This window comes from Trichococcus collinsii (assembly GCF_900107505.1).
Lineage (GTDB): Bacteria > Bacillota > Bacilli > Lactobacillales > Aerococcaceae > Trichococcus > Trichococcus collinsii.
On sequence record NZ_FNQH01000001.1, the window covers coordinates 201132 to 223011 of the forward strand.

At 45.3% G+C, this 21880-nt stretch carries 19 protein-coding genes; all 19 read left to right on the plus strand.

Annotation, left to right across the window (positions count from 1 at the left end; genetic code table 11):
* Positions 1 to 2 precede the first annotated feature (2 nt).
* The 19 genes from BLV66_RS01045 (at position 3) to BLV66_RS01135 (ending at position 21860) form a co-directional block, all read left to right on the plus strand.
* Positions 3 to 980, plus strand: a complete 978-nt coding sequence (locus BLV66_RS01045; protein WP_086985345.1) for an alpha-ketoacid dehydrogenase subunit beta — start codon at positions 3 to 5, stop codon at positions 978 to 980.
* A 106-nt stretch (positions 981 to 1086) separates the two neighbouring features.
* Positions 1087 to 2730: a 2-oxo acid dehydrogenase subunit E2 gene (locus BLV66_RS01050; RefSeq protein ID WP_086985344.1), complete on the plus strand. Its 1644-nt coding sequence runs from the start codon at positions 1087 to 1089 to the stop codon at positions 2728 to 2730.
* 9 nt (positions 2731 to 2739) lie between these two features.
* Positions 2740 to 4146 carry a dihydrolipoyl dehydrogenase gene (gene lpdA, locus BLV66_RS01055; protein ID WP_086985343.1) on the plus strand — a complete coding sequence of 469 codons (1407 nt, stop codon included), beginning with the start codon at positions 2740 to 2742 and terminating at the stop codon, positions 4144 to 4146.
* Between the two features lie 102 nt (positions 4147 to 4248).
* Positions 4249 to 4527 (plus strand): UPF0223 family protein, encoded by a 279-nt coding sequence (locus BLV66_RS01060; protein ID WP_086985342.1) that lies wholly within the window; start codon positions 4249 to 4251, stop codon positions 4525 to 4527.
* Between the two features lie 48 nt (positions 4528 to 4575).
* On the plus strand, positions 4576 to 5349 hold the full coding sequence (locus tag BLV66_RS01065; RefSeq protein ID WP_086985341.1) for an inositol monophosphatase family protein: 774 nt from the start codon (positions 4576 to 4578) through the stop codon (positions 5347 to 5349).
* 466 nt (positions 5350 to 5815) lie between these two features.
* Positions 5816 to 8527, plus strand: a complete 2712-nt coding sequence (acnA, locus tag BLV66_RS01070) for an aconitate hydratase AcnA (RefSeq protein ID WP_086985340.1) — start codon at positions 5816 to 5818, stop codon at positions 8525 to 8527.
* A 52-nt stretch (positions 8528 to 8579) separates the two neighbouring features.
* Positions 8580 to 9728, plus strand: coding sequence for a citrate synthase (locus tag BLV66_RS01075; RefSeq protein WP_086985339.1), 1149 nt, complete (start codon positions 8580 to 8582; stop codon positions 9726 to 9728).
* Entirely contained in the window at positions 9725 to 10999 is a 1275-nt protein-coding gene (gene icd, locus BLV66_RS01080; protein WP_086985338.1) for an NADP-dependent isocitrate dehydrogenase, read from the plus strand. Before BLV66_RS01075 ends, icd begins: the two co-directional genes overlap by 4 nt.
* Positions 11000 to 11368: 369 nt before the next feature.
* The gene (typA, locus tag BLV66_RS01085) at positions 11369 to 13207 is read left to right on the plus strand and encodes a translational GTPase TypA (protein ID WP_086985337.1); all 1839 of its coding nucleotides are present in this window, start codon (positions 11369 to 11371) and stop codon (positions 13205 to 13207) included.
* Positions 13208 to 13424: 217 nt separating this feature from the next.
* The gene (locus tag BLV66_RS01090) at positions 13425 to 13724 is read left to right on the plus strand and encodes an Fpa/YlaN family protein (protein ID WP_086985336.1); all 300 of its coding nucleotides are present in this window, start codon (positions 13425 to 13427) and stop codon (positions 13722 to 13724) included.
* A gap of 8 nt (positions 13725 to 13732) precedes the next feature.
* Positions 13733 to 14902: a putative lipid II flippase FtsW gene (gene ftsW / locus BLV66_RS01095; protein WP_086985335.1), complete on the plus strand. Its 1170-nt coding sequence runs from the start codon at positions 13733 to 13735 to the stop codon at positions 14900 to 14902.
* A 185-nt stretch (positions 14903 to 15087) separates the two neighbouring features.
* Positions 15088 to 16116, plus strand: coding sequence for a CAP-associated domain-containing protein (locus BLV66_RS01100; protein ID WP_086985334.1), 1029 nt, complete (start codon positions 15088 to 15090; stop codon positions 16114 to 16116).
* A 94-nt stretch (positions 16117 to 16210) separates the two neighbouring features.
* Positions 16211 to 16654 (plus strand): YlbF/YmcA family competence regulator, encoded by a 444-nt coding sequence (locus BLV66_RS01105; protein WP_086985333.1) that lies wholly within the window; start codon positions 16211 to 16213, stop codon positions 16652 to 16654.
* A 4-nt stretch (positions 16655 to 16658) separates the two neighbouring features.
* Complete coding sequence (locus BLV66_RS01110; RefSeq protein ID WP_086985332.1) at positions 16659 to 16979, plus strand: YlbG family protein; 321 nt, start codon at positions 16659 to 16661, stop codon at positions 16977 to 16979.
* A gap of 44 nt (positions 16980 to 17023) precedes the next feature.
* Positions 17024 to 17590: a 16S rRNA (guanine(966)-N(2))-methyltransferase RsmD gene (rsmD, locus tag BLV66_RS01115; RefSeq protein WP_086985331.1), complete on the plus strand. Its 567-nt coding sequence runs from the start codon at positions 17024 to 17026 to the stop codon at positions 17588 to 17590.
* A gap of 4 nt (positions 17591 to 17594) precedes the next feature.
* A complete protein-coding gene (coaD, locus tag BLV66_RS01120; protein ID WP_086985330.1) occupies positions 17595 to 18110 on the plus strand; it encodes a pantetheine-phosphate adenylyltransferase in 516 nt (171 codons plus the stop codon).
* 151 nt (positions 18111 to 18261) lie between these two features.
* Positions 18262 to 18954 carry a helix-hairpin-helix domain-containing protein gene (locus BLV66_RS01125; protein WP_086985329.1) on the plus strand — a complete coding sequence of 231 codons (693 nt, stop codon included), beginning with the start codon at positions 18262 to 18264 and terminating at the stop codon, positions 18952 to 18954.
* Positions 18955 to 19014: 60 nt separating this feature from the next.
* Positions 19015 to 19524, plus strand: a complete 510-nt coding sequence (locus tag BLV66_RS01130) for a ComE operon protein 2 (protein WP_086985328.1) — start codon at positions 19015 to 19017, stop codon at positions 19522 to 19524.
* A gap of 20 nt (positions 19525 to 19544) precedes the next feature.
* The gene (locus BLV66_RS01135; protein ID WP_176974082.1) at positions 19545 to 21860 is read left to right on the plus strand and encodes a DNA internalization-related competence protein ComEC/Rec2; all 2316 of its coding nucleotides are present in this window, start codon (positions 19545 to 19547) and stop codon (positions 21858 to 21860) included.
* Positions 21861 to 21880: the final 20 nt, after the last annotated feature.

Consider the following 21880-nt stretch of genomic DNA (forward strand, 5'->3'; position numbering starts at 1 on the left):
TCATGGCACAATTAACTATGATCCAAGCCATCACTGATGCGCTTGCAATTGAACTTGCAAACGATCCAAACGTTTTGATCTTCGGAGAAGACGTTGGTAAAAACGGCGGTGTATTCCGTGCAACACAAGGACTTCAAGAGAGCTTCGGAGAAGACCGCGTGTTTGATACTCCTTTAGCTGAATCCGGTATCGGTGGTTTGGCATTCGGTTTGGCGCTGGAAGGTTTCCGTCCCGTTGCGGAAATCCAATTCTTCGGCTTTGTATTTGAAGTAATGGATACTGTCGTAGCGCAAGCTGCACGTACACGTTACCGCATGGCAGGCACGCGTAATCTGCCTATCGTTTTCCGCTCTCCTTTCGGTGGGGGTGTGCATACACCTGAATTGCACTCTGATAACTTGGAAGGCTTGATGGCTCAATCACCAGGTTTGAAAGTGGTTATCCCTTCGAACCCATACGATGCAAAAGGGTTGTTGATTTCAGCTATCCGTGATAACGATCCCGTTGTCTTCTTGGAGCACATGAAATTGTACCGTTCATTCCGTGATGAAGTTCCTGAAGAAGCGTACACTGTTCCTATCGGCAAGGCTGCCATCACAAAAGAGGGATCTGACGTGTCCGTCATCACTTACGGCGCTATGGTTCGCGAAGCTATCAAAGCTGCAGAAACACTTGAAAAAGAAGGCATTTCGGTTGAAGTAATCGATTTGCGTACGGTTGCTCCACTTGATGTCGAAACGATCATTGCCTCTGTACAAAAAACAGGCCGTGTCGTAGTAGTCCAAGAAGCACAGCGTCAAGCTGGTGTGGGCGCAATGGTCATGTCCGAAATTTCTGAACGTGCAGTGTTATCGTTAGAAGCTCCTATCGGACGTGTAGCTGCTCCGGATACTGTCTTCCCGTTCGGTCAAGCAGAAAACATTTGGTTACCGAATGCTACTGATATCGAAAACAAAGTAAGAGAAACTTATCATTTCTAAGAGCTGAAAGCTTGAACAAATACAATTCCATATCACAGAGAATTGTATTTGTTCGCTTTTGTGCGTCGGGAATCCAAAAATAGACAAATGAAGGGAAGTTAAGAAAATGTCTTTTAAATTCAAGTTGCCTGCTTTAGGCGAAGGTATCATGGAGGGTGAAATCGTTTCTTGGTCAATCAAAGAAGGCGACACCATCAATGAAGATGACATATTATTAGAAGTACAAAATGATAAATCAGTCGAAGAAATCCCATCCCCAGTAACCGGGAAAGTCTTGAAGATTGTTGCGCCAGTAGGTACGGTTGCAGTCATCGGAGATGTATTGGTGGAAATCGACGCTCCAGGTCATGAAGATGAAGGTTCTGAAGCTCCTGCACCAGCATCAGCTTCAGCGGCAGCAACTCCAGCAGCACCTGCAGCTTCAACAGGAGGATTGTTCCAATTCAAATTGCCTGCTCTAGGCGAGGGTATCATGGAAGGTGAAATCGTTTCATGGCCTATCAAAGAAGGCGATATGATCAATGAAGATGATACATTGGTTGAAGTGCAGAACGACAAATCTGTTGAAGAGATTCCATCTCCTGTAACAGGCAGAGTAGTCCGCATCGTAGCGCCAGTAGGTACGGTGGCAGTCATTGGAGACGTATTGGTGGAAATCGATGCACCAGGCCAAAACGGCCCAGCTGCCGCAGCACCAAAAGCAGCCGCAGCACCTGTGGCTGCTTCAAATGCACCAGTGTCATCAGGCGTGGTTACGGCAGCAAATCCTAATAAGCAAGTTTTGGCTATGCCATCCGTCCGTCAATACGCACGCGAAAAAGGCATCGACATCACTGCAGTTGCACCGACAGGAAAAGGCGGTCGTGTACTGAAGGAAGATATTGATAACTTCAGCGGAGTAGCTCCACTGGCAGCGAAAGCTGTGACTCCAGCAGTCCAAGCTCAAGCTTCGGCACAAGCAGCAGTCCAAGCGGCTCCGGTAGCTGCAGCGGCCCAAGCAACACAAGTTGCAGCACCAGCTCAACCATTCACCTCTAATATGGGCGAAGCGGAAACACGTCAAAAAATGTCTCCGATGAGAAAAGCGATTGCGAAAGCAATGGTCAACAGCAAGCATACAGCGCCTCATGTAACTTTATTTGATGAAGTTGAAGTGTCCAAATTATGGGATCACCGCAAGAAATTCAAAGATGTTGCTGCAGCACAAGGAACAAAACTTACTTTCTTGCCGTATGTCGTCAAGGCATTGGCAGCGACTGTACGCGACTTCCCTATCTTGAATGCATCTATCGACGATGCAGCCCAAGAAATTGTGTTGAAGAACTACATCAACATCGGTATCGCTACAGACACCGACAATGGTTTATATGTACCGAACGTTAAAAATGCTGATTCAAAAGGCATGTTCAAAATTGCCGATGAAATCAACAACATGGCTGCACAAGCCCATGACGGCAAACTGGCAGCTGCGGATATGAGAAACGGCTCTGTTACTATCAGCAACATCGGTTCTGTTGGCGGCGGATTCTTCACGCCAGTCATCAACTACCCTGAAGTAGCCATCCTAGGTGTTGGAACGATTGCACAACAAGCTATCGTCAATGCAGAAGGCGAATTAGCAGTCGGTCGCGTTATGAAACTTTCATTGAGTTTCGACCACCGTATCGTTGACGGCGCAACTGCTCAAAAAGCAATGAACAACATTAAGAGATTATTGGCTGATCCAGAATTATTATTGATGGAAGGGTGAGAATAGACAATGGTAGTAGGCGATTTCGCAGTTGAGTTAGATACAGTTGTTGTTGGAGCGGGACCTGGTGGCTATGTAGCTGCCATTCGCGCTGCACAATTAGGACAAAAAGTAGCAATCATCGAAAGAGAATGGATCGGAGGCGTTTGTTTGAACGTCGGTTGTATCCCTTCAAAAGCTTTAATTTCTGCTGGACATCATTATCAAGAGGCTTTGGATTCCTCCGTTTTCGGTATCACAACTGAAAATGTGAAGCTGGACTTCTCGAAAACACAAGAATGGAAAGACAATAAGGTCGTTAAAACATTGACGTCCGGTGTCGAGTACTTGCTGAAGAAAAATAAAGTTGAAATCATCCGTGGAAATGCATTCTTCAATGACGGAGAAACATTGCGTGTTTTCACCGAAGATGCAGCACAAACGTATACTTTCAAAAATGCGATCATCGCTACTGGTAGCCGTCCAATCGAAATCAAAGGTTTCAAATTTGGCGGACGCGTCATCGATTCCACTGGTGGATTGAATTTGACTGAAGTTCCTAAAAAATTAGTCATCGTCGGTGGCGGCGTCATCGGTACTGAACTGGGCGGAGCATACGCTAACTTAGGCGCTGAAGTGACTATTCTTGAAGGCTCTCCACAAATTTTGCCGACATTCGAAAAAGATATGGTTAAATTTGTTGAAAAATCATTCGAAGAAAAAGGTGTTACAGTCGTCACGAAAGCAATGGCTAAAGAAGCTGTTGATAACGGAAACAGCGTAACAGTTAAATATGAAGCAAACGGTAAAGAAGAAGTTATCGAAGCTGACTATGTGATGGTTACTGTCGGTCGCCGCCCGAATACGGATGACCTAGGACTTGAAGTAGTCGGAGTTGAAATGACTGAACGTGGTTTGGTTAAAGTTGATAATCAAGGCCGCACAAATGTAAAACACATTTTTGCGATCGGCGATATCGTTCCAGGTGCTGCATTGGCTCATAAAGCCAGCTACGAAGCTAAAATTGCGGCTGAAGCTATTGCCGGACATCCTTCTGCGATTGATTACCGCTCTATGCCAGGGGTTGCCTTTACGGATCCAGAATTAGCGACCATCGGTTTTACCGCTGCTGAAGCGAAAGATAAAGGTCTTGACGTAAAAGCATCCAAATTCCCATTATCAGGGAACGGCCGTGCTTTATCATTGAACCAAACAGAAGGCTTTGTCCGTTTAGTTACGACAAAAGAAGATAACGTTCTTGTCGGCGCGCAAGTTGCCGGTGTGAACGCCAGCGAAATCATCGCTGAACTGGGCTTGGCGATTGAAGCTGGAATGAACGCGGAAGATATCGCGTTGACAATTCACGGTCATCCATCATTATCCGAAACAATCATGGACGCTGCCGAATTGGCTTTGGGTATGCCAATCCACATCTAATTCCAAAATAGTCACAAGTAGAGAGAATCCGGACCCGGATTCTCTTTATTTTTTTTGTCATGTATAATATAGTAGAAACAGGAATCAGATGGAGGGAATAATATGCAACATTACGACTATCCGTTCGAAGTGGAGTGGACCCAAGAGGAGATTGTTAAAGTCATCTCTTTATGGAATGCTGTCGAACGAGCTTATGAAAGTGGAATCAGCAAAGAAGATTTTATGAAGGCTTACCGAGAATTTAAGACGGTGCTGCCTTCGGTCGGTCAAGAAAAGAAATACGGTAATCAGTTCGAAAAAGAGTCAGGCTACTCTTTGTATAAAGTGCTGCAGGAAGTAAAGAAAAGCGAAAAAAACAAAATTTTTCTAGGAGAACGTTAAATGACTGGATAAGGCGCAGCTAGAAGAGTGGCAGAAGGGAGGAGCCGAATGGATCAAATCGAAAAAAGACACAGCCTGATCAAGTCTTGGTTGTATGAAGCAGCAGACTTGCTGCGGGAATCATTCAACAAGGAGCTTGAAATTAAAGAAAAAACATCGCGAACGGATCTGGTGACAAACATGGATCGGGAAATCGAGGTGTTCCTGTATGAGAAAATAACTGCGCATTTCCCGGATGAGCGCATTTTGGGAGAAGAAAGCGTAGGGCATGATATACGGGATCTGGAAGGAATTGTCTGGATCATCGATCCGATTGACGGCACCCTCAATTTCATCAAGCAGAGAGCAAATTTTGCCATCATGATCGGTATCTATGAAGATGGTGTCGGTCATTTGGGATATATTTATGATGTTGTAAGGGACGAGCTTTATTTTGCGGTTCGCGGCAACGGTGCGTATTGCAATGATCGGAAGCTGCCGATGGTGGAGGAGTTGCCTTTATCAGAAGGGTTGGTGGCAATCAGCAACCGATTGGTGGTTGCTGATGCAGATGAAGCGCGCAGAATCGCAAAAAACAGCAGCGGCTTGCGCGTTAATGGCTCTGCAGGCTTGGAGACGGCTTGGGTTGCCTCTGGCAAATTGATAGCTTATATCGCTCCCTCCTTAGCTCCATGGGACATCGCCGCCGGATTGGTCATAGCCGAAGAGGTAGGTTTGGTCTATAGACAAGTTACGGGAGAAAAAATAAACCTGCTGCAGTATAATGCGGTGATTGTCGCCAACAGATATGCTTTCCAGGAGATCCGGAACGAATGGCAATGAGTGTCAGAACCTCATTAAGATTAAAATAAAGTGGACAAGGTGCAGACTGATGCATTTTGTTCACTTTTTTTTGGTTCACGAAAGATGTCAGGAATTATGACATTAAAAGGCATGATTTAAACGATTATATTCACTTGTGTTGAAAAAAGAAATTACTTTTCTCAGAAAGAGAATCAGATCAAAAATAATAAATGTGAAAAAAACGATAAAATGATAATAAAATGAGGATATGCGAGCTTTTTTAATGAGATTTCATTAGGCGGGGTTCTCATTTTCGAGGCAATCGGAAAGACCCTCTCATTTTTTTAATGAAAAACCTTACAAATCCATGTAAGGTTTTTCCGGTTGTTCTTGCGTACTTGCGGTATTTTTTTTATTTAAAACATTTACATTTGATTAAATTATGGTTATAATTTTCGTATTCAGTGAGTTGAATGTGAAATAGATGATAAATGGGGGTTATACAATGTCAGATTTTAATCAAAATGCCATAGCTTCTTTTAGTTTAAATGGTCATCAGTATGAATACTATAAATTAAAAAAATTAGAAAACAATGAAAAAATAAAAATCGCTAAACTGCCTTACTCGATTCGAGTGCTGCTCGAGTCCTTGTTACGTCAAGTTGGAGAAAGCGGCATCAAGGAAGAACATGTTGTCACTTTATCTAACTGGAGTGCAACGGAAACGAATGAAGGCGAAATACCCTTCAAACCTTCCCGCGTTATTCTGCAGGATTTTACGGGAGTGCCGGCAGTTGTTGACTTGGCTTCCTTGAGAAAAACAGTCTTTGATTTAGGCGGAGATCCAGCGATCATCAATCCGGAAGTGCCTGTTGATCTGGTCATCGATCACTCCGTACAAGTTGATAACTTCGGATCTCCACAAGCTTTGTTGGCTAACATGCGGATGGAGTTCTTGCGCAATCAGGAACGTTATCAATTTTTGAGCTGGGCGCAAAAAGCATTCGATAACTATCGTGCTGTACCACCTGCTACTGGTATTGTACACCAAGTCAATATTGAATACTTAGCATCAGTCGTCACCGAAAAAGCGATTGATGAAAACAGAAGCTTAGTTTTCCCAGACACTTTGGTGGGAACGGATTCGCATACGACAATGGCAAATGCGCTTGGCGTATTGGGCTGGGGAGTAGGCGGAATCGAAGCAGAAGCCAGCATGCTTGGTGAGCCTTCTTTCTTCCCTGTTCCTGAAGTCGTAGGTGTACGCTTCATCAATTCATTGCAGGAAGCAGCTACCGCAACTGACTTGGCCTTGAAAGTCACCCAGAAATTGCGTGAAATGAAAGTAGTCGGAAAATTTGTCGAATTCTTCGGTCCGGGATTAGCTTCCATGACGTTAGCGGATCGTGCGACCATCGCCAACATGGCGCCTGAATATGGTGCGACCTGCGGCTTCTTCCCGGTTGATGATGAAGTGCTTAACTACTTGACGTTGACAGGCAGAGATGAAAAGCATGTTTCTATAGTAGAAGAATATGTTAAGGCTAATGATCTTTACTACCGTGTTGAGGATCCAGAGCCGGAATACACCACAGTCGTTGAAATCGACTTAAGCACAATCGAAGCCAATGTTGCAGGACCGAAACGCCCGCAAGATCTGGTGCCTGTATCGAAATTAAAAGAAGATTTCCAAAGATCCTTGGTCGCGCCGAAAGGCAATGCCGGATTTGGATTATCCGAAGATGAAAAAGAAAAAGAAGTCTCGCTGATCCTCGATGGAGAAGAAGTGAAGATGAAAACAGGCGACATTGCGATTGCGGCCATCACAAGCTGCACGAACACATCGAATCCATACGTAATGTTGAGTGCCGGATTATTAGCGAAACGAGCAGTGGAGTTGGGACTGAACGTTCCGAAATATGTTAAGACTTCGTTGGCACCCGGATCAAAAGTGGTTACTGCTTACTTGGATAATGCCGGCTTACTGCCTTATCTGGAAGAGTTGGGCTTCAATACTGTTGGCTATGGCTGTACGACTTGCATCGGAAATTCAGGACCGCTTTTGCCTGAAGTGGAAGAAGCAATCAAAAACAACGACTTATTGGTTTCAAGCGCATTGAGTGGAAACCGTAACTTTGAAGGCCGGATCCACGCATTGGTCAAAGCCAACTACTTGGCATCACCGCCATTGGTAGTCGCTTATGCTTTGGCTGGTACGATGAACATCGATCTGAAAACCGAGCCGATCGGTAACAGCAAAGACGGTCAACCTGTCTACTTGGCTGATCTGTGGCCGGAAAGACACGCTGTCGAAGCGATGATTCGGGATTTTGTAACACCTGAGATATTCAAAGAGGAATATCTGCATGTGTTTGATGACAATGCTGAATGGAATGCAATCGAAACGAATGATGATGCTTTGTACAAGTGGGAAGAGGGATCGACTTACATCGCAAATCCGCCATTCTTCGAGAATTTATCTCCTGAACCGAAACCAATCGTATCTTTGAATGGGCTATCGGTATTAGGTAAATTCGGTGACTCGGTTACGACAGATCACATTTCCCCTGCAGGAAGCATCGACATCAGCACGCCTGCTGGACAATATTTGTCTTCTAAAGGTGTGGGCGTCCGTGATTTCAACTCATACGGCGCAAGACGGGGAAATCATGAAGTGATGATGCGCGGCACGTTGGCGAATATGAGAATCCGCAATCAACTGGTATCCGGCAAAGACGGTGGCTTCACGATTTACTGGCCGACTGGCGAAGAGATGAGTATCTTTGATGCATCAGAAAGATACCGTCAAAACGGAACTGGATTAGTGATTTTTGCAGGTGACGATTATGGGATGGGTTCTTCCCGCGATTGGGCTGCTAAAGGTGTCAAACTTCTTGGAGTCGAAGCAGTCATCGCCAAGAGTTACGAAAGAATCCACCGTTCGAATCTTGTGATGATGGGCGTATTGCCTTTGCAATACCAAACAGGCCAAGATGCAGAAAGTTTGGGACTGGACGGATCGGAAAAAATCACAATCGATTTGAACGATAGTGTCGGCATCCATGCGGAAATTCCGGTGACGGCAGTCAAATCGGATGGTCAAGAAATCAAATTCACGACCATTGCCCGTTTTGATTCTGAAGTCGATATGACTTACTACCGTAATGGAGGCATCCTGCCGATGGTGATCCGTAAAAAAATGGGGCTTGCTTATTAAGCAGCAAGCCATCCAATTTGCTGAAGAGAGGTTTTTGAGAGGAGAGAAAATCATGGAAGTACATAAAGGATTAGCAGACGTTGTCGTATCAGAAACCTCCCTAAGCGCAATTGTTGAGGGACAATTATCCTATTCAGGATATAATATCGACGAATTAGTGGAAAAGGATGCATCGTTTGAGGAAATCATCTTTTTGTTGTGGAATTCAAGAATGCCTGATCGGGAAGAATTTGCGCAGTTGAAGCACGATCTTCACACGCATATGGCCTTATCTGAAAGTGTCATTGCTTGCCTGAAAATCCAGTGCCGCCAAAATTTGCACCCGATGAGTGTGTTACGCACGACTGTCTCACTATTGGGTGTATTCGATCCGTATGCGGAAGATATGGACGAACGTTCTGTCTATATTCAAGCAATCTCGATACAAGCAAAAATTCCGACGATAGTAGCCGCATTCGCGCGATTACGCAAAGGTTTGGATCCGATTGCGCCACGCGAGGACCTATCGTTCGGAGCTAATTTCCTGTATATGTTGACAGGGGAAGAGGCGAATCCGGATTTGGTCAAAGCGTATAATCATTGTTTGGTACTCCATGCCGATCACGATCTTAACGCATCAACCTTCACTGCACGCGTGGCAGCCTCCACACTGACGGATGTCTATTCTTGCATCACGGGCGCCATCGGAGCTCTTAAGGGTCCCTTACATGGTGGCGCAAATGAGCGCGTATTCGATATGCTCTCTGAAATTGCTGAATCAGACACCAGAGATGTTCCGGGCTATTTGAAATCAAAATTGGACAATAAAGAAAAAATCATGGGATTTGGGCACCGTGTCTACAAGACGGAAGATCCCCGCAAAAAACATTTAAAACGTATGGCTAAGGAATTGACTCAGGAATTCGGAAAAGAAGATTTGTATGACCTTTCCTGCGAGGTAGAGGACTACCTGTTGAAGGAAAAAGGCTTGATTCCGAATGTGGATTTCTACTCGGCCACTGTTTATCATTGCTTCGGGATAGAACATGACCTCTTCACGCTGTTGTTTTCAATGAGTCGTGTTTCCGGGTGGTTAGGGCATGTGTTTGAACAAAAGCGTGAAGCTACCTTGATCCGTCCGCGTTCAAAATACGTGGGGGCCGTTAATCTTACTTATATTCCTTTGACTGAAAAAGAAACTATTGGAGGTACTGCACAATGACAGTTGGCGAAAAGATTGTTATGAATGGAACAGGGTTGCATACACCTGATTTTCCGATTATCCCTTTCATCGAAGGGGATGGCATCGGTCCAGAAATTTGGCGAGCATCCAAAAAAGTATTTGAAGCCGCAGTTGAAAAAGCTTACGGCGATTCCCGGAAAGTAGTTTGGAAAGAGGTGCTGGCAGGTGGTAAGGCTTTCGATTTGACCGGTTCTTGGTTGCCTGACGAAACCATGGATGTTATCCGTGAGCATTTAGTGGCCATCAAAGGACCACTGACGACACCAATCGGCGGAGGAATCCGTTCCTTAAACGTTGCTTTGCGTCAGACATTGGATCTGTTCGTCTGTCTGCGTCCTGTCCGTTATTTCGAAGGCGTGCCGACACCACTGAAAGAACCTGAAAAAACCGATATGGTCATTTTCCGGGAAAATACCGAAGACTGCTATGCCGGGATCGAGTTTGAAGCGCAAAGTGAAGAGGCAAAACGAATCATTGAGATTCTTCAAACCGAATTCGGCGTGAATAAAATCCGCTTCCCTGAAACATCAGCAATCGGCGTCAAGCCGGTTTCAATCGAAGGATCGGAACGATTGATACGCAGCGCCATCAAATATGCATTGGAAAATGGACGCACTTCCGTGACATTAGTCCACAAAGGCAACATCATGAAATTCACGGAGGGTGGCTTCAAGAAGTGGGGCTATGCCCTGGCGGAACGCGAATTTGGCGATAAAGTCTTCACTTGGGCCCAATACGATGCCGTAAAAGCTGCGGATGGCAGAGCGGCAGCGGATAAAGCTTATGAAGAGGCTGTTGCAGCAGGAAAGTTGATCATCAAAGACCGCATTGCGGACATCTTCCTACAGGAGATTTTGATGAACCCAGAAAACTACGATGTCATCGCCACCTTGAACCTGAACGGTGACTACATTTCTGATGCGCTAGCTGCTCAAGTGGGCGGAATCGGGATTGCACCAGGTGCGAATATCAACGAGGACACAGGGCATGCCATTTTCGAAGCTACACACGGTACGGCACCGGAATATGCCGGTTTGGACGAATTGAATCCTTCATCGGTATTGTTGTCAGGCGCTATGTTGTTCGATTATATCGGCTGGAATGAAGTCAGCGACTTGATTACTCGTGGAATCGAAAAGACGATAGCGAATAAAACGGTCACACGCGATTTTTATTACCTGATGAAGGACGAAGCTGCTCAAAAAGTCAGCTGCTCCGGATTCGCGGAACTGGTCATCAAAAACATGTAGGAACCAATCAAAAAATCAGAGGCATAATCATTCTGGATTATGTCTCTTTTTGCGGATTAACGCAGAAAGGAGCCGGGCAGCTGAATCTGGGCTAGCCATCACCATCTGCAAGAGAGTGACGACTCAAGGAAAAACTTTTTCAAGAAAGCCGTTACATTGAACTTTTTTCTTTCCAAATGGTTCAGGAGGTGATAGACTGGACAAGTTGATAGTTGTCTTCATGAGTTTTCAGCGGGTTTTCACCTATTCCGCAAACGAAAACTGATGGGAAGTTCAAATTCAGAATTGTGATCGACTATATAATGGCAGTAGCAGTTGGCATATCAAACAGCAGTGAAAAACAAGTAAAATTTTGGAGGAAAACAACAAATGGAATTTAGAAAAGATATTCGTAATGTTGCAATCATCGCCCACGTTGACCATGGTAAAACAACATTAGTAGATGAATTGTTGAAACAATCGGATACATTGAACGCTAGAACTGAGCTTATGGAACGCGCAATGGACTCCAACGATCTTGAAAAAGAACGCGGAATCACGATCTTGGCGAAGAATACAGCCGTACAATACAAAGGTACGCGCATCAACATCATGGATACACCGGGTCACGCGGATTTCGGTGGAGAAGTAGAACGTATCATGCGTATGGTTGATGGTGTAGTTCTTGTTGTCGATGCTTACGAAGGTACGATGCCGCAAACGCGTTTCGTATTGAAAAAAGCTTTGGAGCAAAAACTGATTCCTATCGTCGTAGTAAACAAAATCGACAAACCGACTGCTAGACCAGCTGAAGTTGTGGATGAAGTTCTGGAATTATTTATCGAATTGGGCGCTGATGACGAGCAATTGGAATTCCCGGTTGTCTATGCTTCTGCAATGCATGGTACTTCAAGCATGTCCGATGATCCTGCCGAACAAGAAGATACAATGGATAACGTTTTTGATGCAATCATCGAACACATTCCAGCTCCAATCGACAACTCTGCTGAACCATTGCAATTCCAAGTAGCTTTACTTGACTATAGTGACTTTGTTGGCCGTATCGGTATCGGACGCGTATTCCGTGGCACAATCAAAGTTGGGGACCAAGTATCCTTACTTAAATTGGATGGCACATCCAAGAATTTCCGTGTATCAAAACTGTTCGGCTACTTTGGTTTGGACCGTATCGAAATCGAAGAAGCAAAAGCGGGCGATTTGATTGCCATTTCCGGTATGGAAGATATCTTTGTTGGTGAAACAGTGACTCCTGTTGATCATCGTGAAGCTTTGCCTGTTCTGCATATCGACGAGCCTACATTGCAAATGACTTTCCTTACAAACAACTCTCCTTTCGCAGGCCGTGAAGGTAAATGGGTCACTTCCCGTAAAATCGAAGAGCGTTTGATGAAACAATTGCACACAGACGTATCTTTGCGTGTTGATCCTACCGACTCTCCTGATGCTTGGGTCGTTTCCGGACGTGGTGAATTGCACTTGTCCATCTTGATCGAAAACATGCGTCGTGAAGGTTACGAATTGCAAGTATCCCGTCCAGAAGTTATCATCAGAGAAGTTGATGGCGTAAGATGCGAGCCGTTTGAACGTGTTCAGATCGACACCCCAGAAGAATACATGGGTTCCGTAATCGAAACAATCAGCCAACGCAAAGCTGAAATGCAGGATATGCAAAACAGCGGCAATGGCCAAGTCCGTATCATCTTCCTGGTTCCATCACGTGGACTGATCGGTTACTCTACTGAATTCTTATCCATTACACGCGGTTATGGTATCATGGCTCATACGTTTGAAGCGTACTTGCCAGAGTTGCCAGGAAAAATCGGCGGACGAAGCAAAGGCGCGCTTGTCTCTACTGAAACAGGCAAAACAACCACTTACGGCATCATGGGCGTAGAGGATCGTGGAACGATCTTCATCGAACCTGGTGTGGAAATCTACGAAGGTATGATTGTCGGCGAAAATGCCCGCGACACAGATATCGCTGTTAACATCACAAGAGCGAAACAAATGACGAATATTCGTTCTGCAAATAAAGATTCTACGAACGTGATCAAACGTCCACGCACATTGACGTTGGAAGAATCGCTTGAATTCATGGGAGAAGATGAATATTGCGAAGTGACACCTCAAAGTGTACGTCTGCGTAAACAAATCTTAGACAAAAATGAGCGCGAAAAATCTGCTAAACGCAAGAAAAAAGCAGAATAATCTGACAGTAAGTTCTGGAAAAGGGTCCTTGGCAACCATTGCCTCGGGCCTTTTTCTCTACCATTCTCCGCAATCCGCTGGGGTATGAATGGCGGTAGGCGTCAGCCTATTTGTTTGGTATAATAGTCTGGAAAGACCATACATTTTTTGTATCAACCGCAAAGAATGCGGGGTAATTTGAGATAAAATGAAGTAAATTTTGAGGGGAGGAATTAAAATGGATAGCATCAACAAAACAACTGCTTTGGAAATCTTGATGCAGGATGCTGAAAAGATCTACAAATTAATCAATAGCCAAAAGGAACACCTCTGCTTTGCGAACTGTCCAGCCTTCGAGGATGTGGTGGATACGCAAATGTACGGATTTTCCCGTGAAGTTGATTATGCCGTGAAATTGGGAATCATCTCGAAAGAAGAGGGACACAAGATATTGAGTGATTTGGAATCTTCTTTGAACGCCATGTACACGAACTATTTTGATCAATCGAAAAACGATTCCGCCGACAAAGGGGTTTAGTTGTCTACATGATTAAAAATACAATCAATAAGAAATTCTCCTATATGGATTGGCGTCTTCTGATCCCATACATCATACTGTCGGGTTTCGGGATACTGATGGTCTACAGCTCCAGCAGTTACCGTGCCATGACGGATTACAATAATTCGGAACATTTCTTTTACAGGCAAATGTTATTCGCTATCCTAGGTTTGTTCGGTGCGCTGTTTGTTTCATTTCTTTCAAAACGTCTGTTCAAAAATGAAAAGCTGCTTACTTATGTTTTGTTTGGTCTTTTCGTCATCTTGACTTACCTTTTACTTTGGCCGGGTACGGCGACAAAAGGGGCGCGCGGGTGGATTTACATTGGATCTTTCGGATTCCAACCCGCCGAGTTCATGAAATTGAACCTGATTCTTTACTTGTCCTGGTTCATTTCCAAACACCAGTCCCGCATCAATGACGCTTTTTACGATACAATGAAGAAACCGCTCTTGATAATTGCGGCAGCAGTGGTAATGGTCTTCTTACAACCCGATCTTGGCGGGGCTGCCATCATTGCTTTCATCTGCCTCGTGCTGTTCCTACACAGTGGAGTCAAGGTAAAATATGGGGTAATAATTTTTGGGGCAATCGGAGCGACATACGCGCTGATTATTGTCATGGTGAAAACACTCGGGAGTAGCATCCCATTCATCCAGTCCTACCAGATGGAAAGGATCACCTCATTTATCGATCCGTTTGCCGACATACAGGATTCCGGTTACCAAGTGGTGAATTCTTACTACGCTTTAAGCAGGGGTGGCCTTTTCGGTGTAGGCATCGGTGAAAGTATCCAGAAGTCCGGCTATTTGCCGGAACCCCACACCGATTTCATATTGTCTATCATCGGGGAAGAGTTGGGCTTGATGGGTGTTGCGTTCGTTTTGGTACTGTTTTTCTATATGGTCTATCGTATTTTTAAGAATGCGATCAAAATTAAAGATCCGTTTGCCCAACTGGTCTGTATCGGAATTGGTACTATGTTCCTGGCTCAGGGAGTCATCAATGTTGGCGGAGCAACCGGCCTGATGCCCTTGACTGGAGTCACCTTTCCGTTCGTCAGTTATGGAGGGTCCAGTTTGTTAGTATCCGCTGTTTCGATCGGATTGGTCAACAATATGTACATCAACGATCAAATTTCCAAACAACCAAAATAAGCATGGTAAAAGAGTCGGAAAACCGGCTCTTTTTTTGGATGGCGGCTTCGATTCCGCAATCTGTGGGTACAGCCGAACAACAGCTGCCGGAAGCTTTTCGTATGAAGCGAAAATAGAGTATAATAGGATTTATCGTGGTATTCTTTGCCATCTTGACCGTTCAGAAATCACAAGGAGGGATAGGGATGAAATTTTCCATCAAAGTAGTGTCACTGTTCATTTTGTTCACTTGTATTGCCTATGCGCTCCCTCTCTATGTGGACAATGGGGAACGAACCACACCGCCTGCAAGCACCGCGAGGAACGAGCAGGCTTCCATTGATGAAAATGAAGGGTATCCTTTGCCAGTGACGGGGTATGAATCCTACATCGGTCAGCCTATTGCCGCCTACACGGCCAAGCATGGCAATCCGATTCGCATCGGTAAAGCCTATGGAGGTAGTGAGTGGTGGGTATTCGGAACAAATGCTGTCGACTACATCCAAATTGGTGTCAAGGATGATACCATCCGTTCCCTCTATATTTTGGGAAACAAAATCGAAACGGGCATGTATACGATTGGCATGACCCATGAGAATGTACTCGATGAGGGTTACTTGGCACGGAACTTTCAGTTTACTGTCGATGATACGCCATATGAACTGGAATTGTCCAAAAAACAAAAAAAATTGACGCCCTTGATTCAGTTTGAGAACGGCAGCTTTGTGATTTTGCTGTTTGACGACGTGACAGAAACGGTTTATGGGATGTACTTCCTTTCGAATGAGGCGCTGCTGGATTTGGAGTATTATTCTGTCGTCTCCGAAGCAACCTATGAAATCGAACGTGACGACTGGGAACGAAGCGTTGCTGCGGACGAGGAAAATGTTCTGCAAATCAAAAGCATATTAGGCGTACTGCGGGAACGAAGAGGTTTGACGATGTTCCAGGAATCCGAAGAGTTGATTGCAGCTGCGGGTGACCTTATGCCGAGTCAAGCAGGTATCAATGACTTTACGGCAGCCTTTACTTTATCGGATCAACGTATCGATAAAAAATTAGCGGAAGTTGTCCCCGATGCGCGAACAGGTTTTGTCTTTGATGACGAATGTTACAGTGTTCCCGCTCTCTTCCTGAAGCTGCTGCAAGAGGATAATGTCATTTTTGATGACTATCTGACGCGCTACGCTGTTGCAGGAAATGAGCATTACCATTTGATCCTTTTGGGCGAATAGAGTATCTAGACCGATAAAAACGGTTGAGTCGCCCGTTATTTCAAGCTATACTACAAAGTAGACATCATCAAAACACACAAGGCAGGGGAAACAGATGATCATCAATGAAGCGTACTTTGCGTTGGAAGACCAAACGTTCCGGCTTGTGGAAGCAATCTGTAGCGGAGAAACTATGTCATCTTATAAGGAAACGAAGCGTATTCTTGCAAAAAATGAAGAGGCTAACGCTAAGATAAGGGCATTTAATGAAGCGAAAGAGGCATACGAGCGGGTGGAAGCCTATCCTGACTTTGCGCCGGATTATGCGGAAATCAAACAACGCGTTTACCAAGCAAAGAGAATCATGGACTTGGATGAATCCGTCTATCGCTTTCGTGCAGCGGAACGTGAATTACAAGTACTTTTGGACAAAATTTCCGAGAGATTGGCGCATGCCATTTCACCGAATATATTAGTTTCTGCAGGGGACCCATTTTTTCAATCAGGGGATTCAAGTATGCCTGCAGCTTGTCAGATACATATTTCCAGTAGGGGGTAAACACATGAGCTTAGAAGTGACCAAAAGGCAGGGAATCGTTGTCTGGGTTTATACATTGAGACAGATAAAAAATTTGAAAAGATATGGTTATATCCATTATGTTTCAAACAGAATGAAATATGTCTTATTGTACGTTGACCAAGAAGAGGCACAGGCCATAGCAGAAAAATTGAACAGTTTGCATTTTGTCCGGAAAGTGGAATTGTCGCATCGTCCTGAAATCGACATGACCCTGAAGAATGCACTTCCTGACAGGAAAGATCGCAGTAATCCTGAAGCGGAATACAACGTGTCCGCTTTTGAAACGAAGACTTATTCTTTTTAGAATGCATACCGAAATAAAAAATATTTATTTGTAGGTGAGGACAGATGCGAGTTATCGCAGGAGAATACAAAGGACGTAGATTAAAAAGCGTTCCTGGCAGCAATACACGCCCGACGACCGACAAGGTCAAAGAGTCCTTGTTCAATATCATCGGTCCGTTTTTTGATAGCGGAATCAGCCTGGATATGTTTGCAGGCAGCGGTGGTTTATCAATCGAAGCAGTTTCCCGCGGAATCGATAGAGCGGTAATGTTCGAAAAAAACCGCAAAGCGCTTGATACGATCAGGGAAAATATCGCAGTCACGAAGGAAGCGGAAAAATTCACTCTTTATGCAGGGGATGCGCGAAAAAATCTTCGCGTCTTCGCTTCGGAAAATCCGAATACACAATTTTCTTTGGTTTTTCTTGATCCGCCTTATGCTGAAGAAAAAACGGTGGCTGATATCACTGAAATGATCGCTTTGAAGTTGGTCAACGAAGAAACCGTATTTGTCTGTGAAATGGCAAAAGAAAACACGTTGCCTGAACAGATCGGGCCATACGGGAAATGGAAACGAGCCGTTTATGGAACCATCGCTATCGAAATGTTCGACTACAATCAGGAAGGTTGATCCCATGAAAAAAACAGCGCTATTTGCGGGGAGTTTTGATCCTTTGACAAACGGGCATATTGACACGATTTCCCGCGCAGCCATTGTTTTCGACGAAATCGTTATTGCCGTGTCGACCAACACATCCAAGCAATCTTTATTTGACGGTGAACAAAGGATACAGTTGGTTGCCGAAGCTATGCGTGACTTTCCACAGGTCCGCGTCATCCGCCATACCGGTGGGCTTACGATTGAAATGGCAAAGGATGTAGGTGCCTGCGCGCTTTTACGCGGAGTGCGAAACGTAAAGGACTTCGAGTACGAACACAGCATTGCCTCGATGAACAAGCTGCAGGCTCCGGATCTGGAGACGGTGATTCTGTTGTCTTCAGAAAACTATCGTTACCTCAGTTCCAGTCTGATCAAGGAAGTCGCGATGTTCGGCGGGGATGTATCCACCTTGGTGCCGGCCAACATCAACGCCGCTATCGTTCAGAAATTCAAGGACAGCGCGTTCAAGGGTAAAAAAATATCGGAATGAATCGAGCATTTGCATAAGGTTAGGAGAGGAGCCATTGGTTCTTTTCCTAACCTTTTTATTTTGCTGCCCAAGTGGAGAGATATTTTCGGACGGTTGAATATTTCTGTGCTTTTTCGCGTATGTTGTCAATAGATGCGAAAGGAGGGATAGCTTGGATGCTATTCGGGAATGGCTTGCTTGGCATAAGCAGGAAGTGTTCAGATTTGCCGTCTTGTTTTTGTTTCTTTCTGTAGGTCTCTTTGGGCTAGGCAGATTGATACACGGCAATACGACAGAAACCGGCGCGGGAGAACTACAGTTGGATGAGACCTTTCTGGCGGCAAGCTCTGCTGAGACAAACCAGTCTTCAGTGCACTCGGAAGAGTCGGGGCCAATCCAGGAAATCATCATCGTGGACATCAAAGGCGCCGTAAAAAATCCAGGTGTATACCAGGCTGATGCTGATATGCGTGTTATTGACATAATTGATTTGGCGGGTGGTTTAAGTGAAACGGCGGATGCCGATACAGTGAATCTGTCCCAGCGCGTGACGGATCAGATGGTAATCTATATCGCTGCAGTCGGGGAAGAATCCAATCATCCGATTGTGGTGCCAGAAAACACGCTGACTGGACAAGAAACTGAAAATCAAGAGGCTGAAACCGATAAAGTAGACATCAATACGGCGGATACGGTGTTGCTGCAGACATTGAACGGGATAGGTGAAAAAAAAGCTGCGCTCATCATTGCGTATCGTGAGGAGAACGGCTCTTTCCAGACGATCGAGGAAATAATGGAAGTTTCAGGAATCGGTGAAAAAACCTTCGAGGGGTTTAAAGATCTAATCATGGTCGGAGCAAAATAAAATTGAATCAAGGGAGCGGCTCTTGTATACTTAAATTTATATATGGATGGAGGTTACTGCATGGAAAGAATTCCTTGGAATCAATATTTTATGGCACAAAGCGTGCTGCTCTCGCTGAGGAGCACTTGTAAACGGTTGGAGGTCGGGGCGACAATCGTCAGAGACAAACGCATCATTGCCGGAGGATACAACGGGAGTGTTTCCGGCGACGTCCACTGCATCGATGAGGGTTGCTACGTCGTGAACGGGCACTGTGTCCGCACTATTCACGCGGAAATGAATGCAATCCTGCAGTGCGCCAAATTCGGCGCCCAGACCGAGAAAGCGGAAATATATGTGACACATTTTCCTTGCTTGCAATGCACAAAAATGATTTTGCAGGCCGGCATCAAGAAAATCTACTATTTGGAAGACTATCATAATGACTCTTACGCCGTCCATCTTTTGGATGCAATGGACATTCCGTATGAACAAGTCCCCCTCGATCCGGATTATTTTTCTCAATTACTGAAACGAAAAGAACAATCAGATGATGACTCTGCTGCTTGTTGCGGTCATCATGATGCCTGACCATTAAAGGCTATCTGCTTTTGCCTGCCTTGCTCGTCTTCCCGATAACCATTATTGGGTTTGACGGAACCAACGTTTTTGCATGGGGACTGTTGTTGGTCATTTTTGCGCGCCTTTTCTTTATGGGATCCAAGCTTTTGAACGGCATTGCTGCCGCTATAGTGACCGCAAGCCTTCTCAGCTTGCTAATCCACCAATGGACAAGTGTATCTGACTTCACTGCTCAGGAAGCGGAAGTAATCACAACAGCTACGCTACAGTTGGATCCGAATGATATGCGGATCAACGGCGATTTGGTGACTGGAGAAGCTCTGCTGCAATCGGAGGGCAAGGAGGAAAAGGTTTATTTCTATTACACGATCGAAACGGAAGAAGAAAAGTTCGACTGGGAGCAACAACGGTTTCCCCAACGGATCGTTGCCACAGTCGAGTTAGAGGAGCCAGAAGCTGAGCGGAATCTATACCAATTTGATTTTGGAGATTATCTGAATGCGAAAAGCATCTATTGGGTCGTCACGGTCGAAGCGATAGAGTCTCGGAGCGAGGAGCGTTCTTTCTGGTCTTGGCCAAGCAACATCAGGAGATCCATCATTTTGATGCTGGAAAAGTTACCCGCTGTCCAGACGACCGATTACATCCAAACAATGTTATTCAATCAGTCGCATGCCCTTGCGGGGGATACTTTGGATGCCTACCGTGGAATCGGGTTATTGCATCTTTTTTCCATCTCCGGTATGCATATTCAGCTTCTGCTATCCCAGCTGCGTTTTATCCTGCTGCGGATGAAAGTCAGCCATGAGACCACGGACAAGTTGCTTGTCGTATTTTTGATCGCTTACGGTGTGTTGACCGGGTGGGGAATTGGTGTCTTCCGGGCCATCTGTACGCATTTTATCCTTTTGATGGGGAAAATCACCGGCCGTCGGGTTGAAGCGAAGGATGCCTTCGCGCTTACAGTGATGATTGCTGTTTTTTACAATCCGCTGCTTATCTATTCGGCAAGTTTCCAATTGAGCTATCTTTTGGCGGGGGTGTTGTATTTCATTGCTCCGGTTAGTTCGGAATGGAAAATGAATGGCCTGTTGAAGGATATCTGTTTGACGGCCCTGATGACGTTGGCGTCCTTTCCTGTCGTCGCCTATCATTTTTTTGAGGTTTCCTGGCTCGGAATCTTTGTGAATGTAATCTTTTCGTTCTGTTTTTCTTGGTTGCTTTTCCCGCTGTTTTGGTTGTTGTTCTTTGTCGTGCTTTTTTCCCCGGAAACGCCTTTGCTGGGATTACTTTGCGCAGTGTCCGACAAATTGCTCAGCTTATTGGAAATCTTCGCAAGAGCAGCCGCGGATTTGGATTTTGCGAGACTCATAACAGGGAGACCACCTGCCTTATATTTTGCGTTGGTCTGGATCGCATTGATTCTGCTCTTGCTGAGTGTTGAAAAGAAACAAAGGGATATCCGGATACTTTGTTTTCTGATGGCTGCGGTCGGTTTGTTTTCCTTCGCCCATCAGCTTAATCCTTCCGGAAAAGTCGTAATGCTTGATGTGGGGCAAGGGGATGCCATTCTGATTATAACGCCGTTTCATCATCGGGTCATTCTGATAGACACGGGCGGCATGTTGACTTTTGAAAAAGAAGCCTGGCAAGCCCGGGAAACAGCGACCACCGCCGGCGAAAAGCTGGTGTCGATCATAAAAGCGGAAGGCGTGAAAAAATTGGACAAGGTCTTTCTCACGCATGCCGATCAGGATCATGTTGGTTCGTTGGGTGAACTCGCCGAAGGCTTGCCGATCGATGCGGTCTATTTTCCTAAAGGAGCGGAAGGGAATGCGGCGTTCGCCGCAGTGCTCCTTGAACTGCAAAGTCAACACCAAGTGGGGCTGTTCCCTTTGTTGGGCAAGGTCGACCTGGAGATTGATGCTGATTTTATTTTTCACATCCTGGCCCCTTTAGCGCCGGGAGAAGGCGGAAATGAGGATTCATTGGTCATCCAAACAAGCATAGGCGGTTTGGATTGGCTGTTCACAGGCGATCTCGGAGAAGAAGGGGAAGATTTGCTGATGCGCACTTATCCTGATCTGAAGACCGATATCCTGAAAATAGGTCACCACGGGAGCGCAACATCCAGTTCGGAAGGCTTCTTGAATCATGTCCAACCTGAATTGGCCTTGATATCCGTTGGGAAACAGAACCGTTATGGTCATCCGGATGCGGAAATACTGGAACGTCTGGAATCGCGGAATATTACTATATTTCGCACAGATCGACAGGGCGCTATCCACTTCCGGTATGGGTCAGGGGAAACAGAATGGCGAACCATTTTGGAGAACAAAAAATAATAATAATGAATGGTGGTCCA